General features: G+C 67.4%; 3 protein-coding genes. 2 read left to right on the top strand and 1 reads right to left on the bottom strand.

Going from position 1 to position 2063, the window contains the following annotated elements; all coding sequences use genetic code 11:
- The first annotated feature begins 91 nt into the window (after positions 1-91).
- Complete coding sequence (locus QZV72_RS12325; protein WP_297008884.1) at positions 92-307, top strand: hypothetical protein; 216 nt, start codon at positions 92-94, stop codon at positions 305-307.
- 17 nt (positions 308-324) lie between these two features.
- Here the strand turns inward: QZV72_RS12325 and QZV72_RS12320 are convergent, their stop codons facing one another.
- Positions 325-1068 (bottom strand): TetR/AcrR family transcriptional regulator, encoded by a 744-nt coding sequence (locus QZV72_RS12320; RefSeq protein ID WP_297008883.1) that lies wholly within the window; start codon positions 1066-1068, stop codon positions 325-327.
- Between the two features lie 127 nt (positions 1069-1195).
- Between QZV72_RS12320 and QZV72_RS12315 the strand changes: the two genes are divergently transcribed.
- A partial coding sequence (locus QZV72_RS12315; RefSeq protein ID WP_297008882.1) for an NAD-dependent epimerase/dehydratase family protein occupies positions 1196-2063 on the top strand: 868 nt, incomplete at its 3' end.

Raw genomic sequence — 2063 nt, 5'->3', positions numbered from 1 at the left:
CGGGCAAGTGGGCCTACACCTGGTTCATGGCGCTGGTCTACGCGATCAGCATCTGGGCGATCGTGCACGAGATTGTGAAGGTAGTGGCGTGATGAGCAACGCGACCGGCCATGAGGCCGACTACGAGACCAGCGGGTACGAGACCACCGGCTACGAGGACGCCCTGCGCGATCAGCAGGAGCTCGAGGCAGCGCAGGCCGCCCAGCAGCCGGAGATCCCGCACTCCTCGCGGGCGGACGTGACGACGATGATCCTCGTCGCCGTCATGCTCGTCGGCTTCATCATCTGCATGACGATCTACATGTAGGGCCGTGTAGGGACTGGTCAGTCCAGTGAGAACGTCGCCACTGTCCCGGCGATCCACCGGTCGAGCAACTCCTCGCCGAGAGCTGTGAGGTCCGGTCCGAGCTGGCCGAAGACCTCGGCGCTGACAGTGCCGATGAGCGAGACCCAGGCATCGAGGGCGTCCGCGAGATGGTCGGGGGGGGATGCGGCGATGCCGAATTCCCGGGCGCCCTCCTCGAGTGCCCCGGCGAGTGGACCGGACAGAGGGGCTGGCGTGGTGCGGGATTCCGTGTCGGGGTGTCCTTCCGCGAGGATCTTCAGAAGTGTGACCATGACGCGCGTGCCGGGGGGCACAGTGTCGTCGGCGGGGGCGGCGTATCCGGGGACCGGAGAACCGTAGATCAGTGCCCAGCGGGCGGGATCGGTGACCGCCCATGACCGGAGCGCGTGGGCCAGGGTGCGCAGCCGGTCCGCGGGCCCGGCGTCCTCCAACTCGGCGAGCGCCCCGTCCACGCAGTCCGCGAGGGCGGTGTAGGCGTCCACGATGAGGAGGGTGATGAGCTCGTCACGGTCTCTGACATGCCGGTACACGGCGGAGGACGCCACGCCGAGGCCCCGGGCGATCTCACGGACGGAGAGTCCGGCGGCGCCGTTCTTCGTCAGTTGTTCCCGGCCGAGGCGGAGGATTCCTTCGCGCATCTCCGCCCGGGCCTGCGCATGGGTGCGTCGCGGGCGGGGTGCGCCGGAGGGACCGGAGGTTGGGTCGGGGGGAGTTTCGGGCATGGCTCACATTGTGGCACGGGACGCTCATTCACAAAAAGAGATCAGCGCTCTTGTTTTTCTCCGGCATGGAGCAGTACGGTGAGCATGTCCATTCAGAGAGCACTGATCACAAAAAAGGAGAAGGGTCATGCGCTATGTCATCACCGGTGCAGGGCAGATCGGCACCCAACTGGCCATCGACCTCATCGGCGCAGGCCATGAGGTCACCGTCATCCGTCGCGGAGAGGGCGTCGGCGAAGGCGCCGCACTCGTCCGCGGAGATGCCGGCGACCGCGATCTGCTGCGCAGTGTGGTCCTCGGCAAAGGCGTTGCCGCAATTTTCCACTGCATCCACACCAGCTACGACTCCCGCGCCTGGACCACGGACCTCCCGCCCCGGGAACAGGCGGTGTTGGACGTCGCCGCGGAAGCGGGGATCCCGGTCGTGTTCCCCGAGTCCGTCTACGCCTTCGGAACCGGTGCGCAGGAACTCACCGAAGAGGTCCTCGCACAGACTCCGGTTCCCGCGTCACCGCTCGGTGAGGTTCGGGCGCAGCTGCTCGCCTCTCGCGCCGCTCATCCCGCGACGACACTGTCGATCGTCGCCGCCGACCTCATCGGACCGACGGCGGACCCTGCCACGTCGGTATTCGAGATGCTGGTGCTGGGGCCGGCGTCCTCCGGGAAGACAGCGTGGGTGCTGGGGGATCCGGACGCTCGCCGGTCTGTGACGTGGATTCCGGATCTTACGGCGGCGATGGTGGCTGCGGCGGAGCATGCGGACACTCTGGTTTCCGATGGGGACGCCGTGCTGCTCGCGCCAGCGTCGGTGACGATGGCGCAACGGCAGATGGCGGACGCCGCCTCGCCCGACAGAAAGGCGACGGTGCGCCATATCCCGTGGCCGGTTCTCCGGGTCGCGGGATGGTTCTCGCCGATGATGAGGGAACTGCACCACCAGCGTTACCTGTGGGACAGTCCGGCGGTCCTCGGACGGGGCATTCTCGAGACAGACT

Source organism: uncultured Corynebacterium sp., from assembly GCF_902782855.1.
Classification (GTDB): domain Bacteria; phylum Actinomycetota; class Actinomycetes; order Mycobacteriales; family Mycobacteriaceae; genus Corynebacterium.
The sequence above is the reverse complement of the archived record's forward strand: the minus strand, read 5'-3'. Positions and strand labels throughout refer to the sequence as shown.